Source organism: Clostridium punense, assembly GCF_017874425.1.
GTDB lineage: Bacteria > Bacillota > Clostridia > Clostridiales > Clostridiaceae > Clostridium_J > Clostridium_J punense.
In genome coordinates this window covers 1-3889 of sequence record NZ_JAGGLL010000078.1, presented here as the reverse complement: position 1 = coordinate 3889, position 3889 = coordinate 1, and the positions used below count along the sequence as shown (strand labels likewise).

Below are 3889 nucleotides of genomic sequence, written 5' to 3'. Positions count from 1 at the left end.
TATTTTAAAATTTTTATTTCAATTTCAAAACTCTGTTGAAGTTTTTTAGTGTTTGTGTCCGTTCTTAAGGACAAGACATATCTTATCATATATATCATGTACAAACTTTCCTAACTTACCTATTACTTCTTATTAAATCTATAATGCTACAAAAAACTACATATTTCTCAATTTTAAAGATACTGACACACTAGGATTAGTATATATTAAGAATCTATATATTTCTTCCTACCTATGGATTTACCTTATAAGATTCCTAGCCTCTTCTCCTATTATTGTTATTCCTTTTTTAATCTCTTCTATTGATAATCTTGAAAACCCTAACCTTAGTGTATCTGCTCCTTTATCATCAGTATAAAATATATCTCCTGGTGTAAATACGACACCTCTTTTATGACATCTTTCTAATAGCTCTCTTGAATTAATTTTATTTAACTTTATAAGTATATACAAAGCAACTTCTTTGCTAATCCATTTATAAGGAATATGCTTCTTAATCATTTCAATAGCAATTTCATGTTTTTCTTTATATATACCCCTTATTCTTTTAACATATCTTTCAAAGCCTCCATTTTTTAAATACTCTAGAAAAATTGCCTGATCTAATACAGATGTATGAATATTTCTACTCCTTTTTACACTCTCTAAGACTTTGACCAATTCTTTATCAGCTAAAATCCACCCTATTCTCATTCCTGGAAATAATATTTTTGATAAACTCCCAATATATATAACTCCATTTTCTCTTCCACTTATAGCGGTAATAGGCGATATATGATCACTTAAATGTTGTAATTCTTCATTAAATCCATCTTCTATAATTGGTATATTATATTTTTTTAGATTATTATACAAAGTCTTTCTATCTTCATAAGACATAACCCTTCCAGTTGGATTGTGGTAAGAGGGAATAAAGTATGCAGCTTTAATATTATTTTTAGCCAGAACTTCTCTCAATTCATTAAAGTTAATTCCATCCTCCTCACAGTTTACTCCCACTATATCCAATGAGTTTAGCTTCATAAGTTTTAAGGCTGTATTATGAGTAGGATTCTCACATATTATTTTATCTCCTTTTTCAGTAATAGATGCTAAAACTATATCCATCCCTTCTGTAAACCCATTTGTTATTAATATATCCTTATTACTTACTTCTACCCCCTTATTAGCCATGTAATTTAGTAGGTAATTAATAAGTGGCTCATATCCCTTTGCATATCCGTAATTTAATAACTTATTTCCATTCAAAGAAATTGTATTTAAAAATGCCCTCTTCAATTCCTCATTATCGAATAATCTATCATCAGGTGCTATACTTTTAAATGATATAAAACTTTTTTCATGTTTTAACTCAGTTTTTATTATATCTAAGTTTACAGCCATACTTGCATAGTCACTAGTTTTCTTGTTCCAATCTATACTCCACTGATTATTCGTTTCGATACATACTGAGGATACAAATGTTCCTTTTCCCTCTTGTATATATACTAGTCCCTCTTTTTCTAATAGTTCATAAGCAGAAATTACAGCACTTCTACTTATCTCTAGCATACTAGAAAGTTCTCTTGTAGAAATAAGCTTACTTCCTCTTGGAAGCAAACCACTTTCTATCATTTCCTTTATTTTGCTATAGACTTGTATATATATAACCTTTTTCCTATCTATTCGAATGTTATACAACATCTGTACATTTCTCCTTAACCAATAAATTAGTTTTACTAAACTATATATGATTATATTCTATACTCCACTTGTTTTACTAACACCCTTAATTTGTATCATATTCATAGGCTTTCTTGAACTTTAGATAAAATTAGTAAACTATTGTTTTCTAAATTCTATTTAATTTATTTAATTCCTTCTATTTTAAAGAATACTCTATAATTTTATCTAATAATTCCTGAAAGTTTATACCTGCTATGGAAGCACTTTTGGGCAATAAGCTGCTTGTTGTCATCCCTGGTAGAGTATTCACTTCTAACACATATATTTCCTTGTCTTTTAAAATGATATCTATTCTCCCGTATGCTTTTAGTTTAAAACTTCTCCAAATAGCAAGGCTAACCTCCTGTATCCTTCTAGTTAATTCCTCTGATAGTACTGCTTGTGTCTCAACAGTATCCTCACTATTATATTTAGAATTATAATCAAAAAAATCAGCTTTAGCCTCTATAGATATTATTGGCATAGGTATTCCTCCTATAATAGAACAAGTTATTTCTTCTCCCTGAATATACTCCTCAATAATAACTTGATCTTTTAATTTTAAGCATTGATTAACGGCTATCTCCAACTCCTCACTGTTTTCTACTATATAAGTTTCTATGCTAGAACCACCATTATTAGGTTTTACAACTAATGGATAACCTAATTGTTTAATTTTATCATAGCTAAAATTTTTCTTCTCGGTAACAAGATGCCACTTAGGCGTAATTATATTTTCTGCCGTAAATATTTTCTTACTAATATCTTTGTTCATACATAATGCACTTGCTAGCACACCACTACCAGAATAAGGTACGCCCATAGTTTCTAAAAATGCTTGTATAGTTCCATCTTCACCAAATTTTCCATGTAAAGCAATAAAAGCAAAGTCAATTCCTTTTATTTTGTCAATAAGTTCATTCTTATTGTTTATTTTTATAGGAAAAACCTCATACTTATTTTTATCCAGATTATTAATTACTTGTTCTCCAGTTAATAAAGAAATTTCTCTTTCATCAGAATCTCCACCCATTATAACTCCAACTTTCATTTTTAAGACTCCTTTTTTCATTAATTAATTTATATTATCATTTTATTCCTACCATGTGCGCTTTGTAAGGACCACAATGTGCCCAAATTTACAGGTTGGTGGTATGCCATATACTATCTCTACTAGCTAATTGATTAATATTTATATATTGTAGTATAATCTTTATTAAATAATAATTATTATAAAGGAGCATGCCAAAATGGAAAATTCTCAAAAAATTATGAAGGCCCCAAACTTTACTTTACCTGGTAGCGATGGAAAATCTCATACATTAAGCGATTATATAGGAAAAAACATAATTTTATTCTTTTATCCTAAAGATAATACTCCTGGCTGAACTAATGAAGCTATATCCTTTAAGGAAAGCTTAAACACTCTGGAGGAGTTAAACACTATAGTTTTTGGTATTAGCAAAGATTCTTTAAAATCTCATGATAAGTTTATAGAAAAACATGAACTTAACTATATTTTATTATCTGATGAAGAAAAAGTGGTTTGTAGTTTATATGATGTTCTCAAAGAAAAAAATATGTATGGTAAAAAAACAATAGGAATCGAAAGAAGTACCTTTATAATCGATACTAAAGGATGCTTAGTGAAAGAATTTAGAAAAGTAAAAGTGGATGGGCATGTGGAAGAAGTATTAAAGTATATAAATGAAAATCTAATCTAGCTAAAAGTATATCTACATCTTTATTCATAAGATGTAGATATATTTTTTATAAGCCCATACCCTACATGGGTTACAATTGGCTGGGGTATAGGTGTAGCCTGTCACGGAATATTTGTATTTTTTTCAATGAATTCTAGGGCTATAGGTAAAGAATATGAAAAACTAAAAAATAGATATAAATAATAATAGCAATGATTTTAATAGGCTACTTCTATTAACTCTAATAGATATTTATTTCATTATATTTAAATATAAAAAAACCTAGTACAAATGTACTAGGTTTTTGGTGGCTCGAGCAGGAATCGAACCAGCGACACGAGGATTTTCAGTCCTCTGCTCTACCGACTGAGCTATCGAGCCATACTATTACCTGGCGACCACCTACCCTCCCACAAAGTCTCCCTTGCAGTACTCTTGGCCGTTTAGAGCTTAACTTGCGTGTTCGGTATGGGAACGAGTGT

General features: G+C 29.5%; 3 protein-coding genes, 1 tRNA gene and 1 rRNA gene. 1 reads left to right on the top strand and 4 read right to left on the bottom strand.

Annotated features, from left to right (window positions below; all coding sequences use genetic code 11):
• Positions 1–240 precede the first annotated feature (240 nt).
• Complete coding sequence (locus J2Z44_RS21205; protein WP_209650053.1) at positions 241–1683, bottom strand: aminotransferase-like domain-containing protein; 1443 nt, start codon at positions 1681–1683, stop codon at positions 241–243.
• A 178-nt stretch (positions 1684–1861) separates the two neighbouring features.
• Positions 1862–2755 carry a D-alanine--D-alanine ligase gene (locus tag J2Z44_RS21200; protein WP_021282888.1) on the bottom strand — a complete coding sequence of 298 codons (894 nt, stop codon included), beginning with the start codon at positions 2753–2755 and terminating at the stop codon, positions 1862–1864.
• A gap of 199 nt (positions 2756–2954) precedes the next feature.
• Between J2Z44_RS21200 and J2Z44_RS21195 the strand changes: the two genes are divergently transcribed.
• Positions 2955–3428 carry a peroxiredoxin gene (locus tag J2Z44_RS21195; RefSeq protein WP_082206902.1) on the top strand — a complete coding sequence of 158 codons (474 nt, stop codon included), beginning with the start codon at positions 2955–2957 and terminating at the stop codon, positions 3426–3428.
• A 284-nt stretch (positions 3429–3712) separates the two neighbouring features.
• On the opposite strand, the gene J2Z44_RS21185 is transcribed toward J2Z44_RS21195, so the two are convergent.
• Positions 3713–3788 (bottom strand) — tRNA-Phe (locus tag J2Z44_RS21185).
• Positions 3789–3796: 8 nt separating this feature from the next.
• Positions 3797–3889 (bottom strand): 5S ribosomal RNA (gene rrf / locus J2Z44_RS21180); the annotation flags it as partial.

Bases quoted from the DNA above. Each gene is read 5' to 3' on its own strand.
- J2Z44_RS21200 (WP_021282888.1), bottom strand. From the start codon at position 2,755: ATGAAAGTTGGAGTTATAATGGGTGGAGATTCTGATGAAAGAGAAATT.
- J2Z44_RS21205 (WP_209650053.1), bottom strand. From the start codon at position 1,683: ATGTTGTATAACATTCGAATAGATAGGAAAAAGGTTATATATATACAA.